Consider the following 836-nt stretch of genomic DNA (forward strand, 5'->3'; position numbering starts at 1 on the left):
CCTGACCTCACCAAGGGTGTTCCATGACGAAATACAACCTATCGCTCAAGCAATTACTGATCGAGGAATGTCTGTCTGCCAACAGTATTCATGAGGTGGCCATCAAGCACGGCCTGAGTCCATCGATCCTGCGCCGCTGGGTCAAAGGGCATGAGGCGCACGGCGCCGCAGGTTTGGCTACCAAATACAGCCGCTACGATGCCCAGTTCAAACTGAAGGTGTTGCAGTGCATCGAGCAAGAGGGGCTGTCAGCCCAGCAAGCATGCATACGGTTCGATATCCGCGGCCCGAGCAGCATCCGGCAATGGAAAAAACGGTACGATGCAGGCGGAGTTAAAGCACTTCAACCGCATCGTCACCGAGAGCCCAGGATGCCCCGCAAACCTTCCAAAGAACCCACAGTAAGCCCTGAGAACCTTGCGGACGCTGACCTGACCCCCGAGCAAATGCTCAAAGAGCTGGCTTATCTGCGTGCCGAGAATGCCTATCTAAAAAAGCTCGATGCCTTGATCCAGGCGGACCCTCAGACTGCGCAATCAAGAAAACGCAAGCCGTCCAAGGATTGAGGCAGGTATATCCACTTGCTTTGCTGCTCCGTGCTGCCGGGTTGGCGCGCAGCACCTTCTACTACCAAGGCAAAGCATTGCTGACTGACACGGATGCTGATCTGAAAGAGCGCATCCGCAGCGTCTATCACAAGCATCGAGGGCGCTACGGCTATCGCCGCATTACCGCTGCCCTTGGGCGCATGGGTGAGTCAGTCAATCACAAAAGGGTGCAGCGTTTGATGCAGTTGATGGGCCTCAAATCGTTGGTCAGAGTGAAGAAATACCGCG

Annotated in this window: 2 protein-coding genes; both read left to right on the forward strand. The window is 55.5% G+C overall.

Annotated elements, in window-relative coordinates; all coding sequences use genetic code 11:
- Window positions 1–23 precede the first annotated feature (23 nt).
- On the forward strand, window positions 24–566 hold the full coding sequence (locus LVS58_RS24945; RefSeq protein WP_233693241.1) for a helix-turn-helix domain-containing protein: 543 nt from the start codon (window positions 24–26) through the stop codon (window positions 564–566).
- A 20-nt stretch (window positions 567–586) separates the two neighbouring features.
- A partial coding sequence (locus LVS58_RS24950) for an IS3 family transposase (RefSeq protein ID WP_233693242.1) occupies window positions 587–836 on the forward strand: 250 nt, incomplete at its 3' end.

This window comes from Pseudomonas sp. JR33AA (genome assembly GCF_021378985.1).
In the GTDB taxonomy this organism is placed as follows: Bacteria; Pseudomonadota; Gammaproteobacteria; order Pseudomonadales; family Pseudomonadaceae; genus Aquipseudomonas; species Aquipseudomonas alloputida.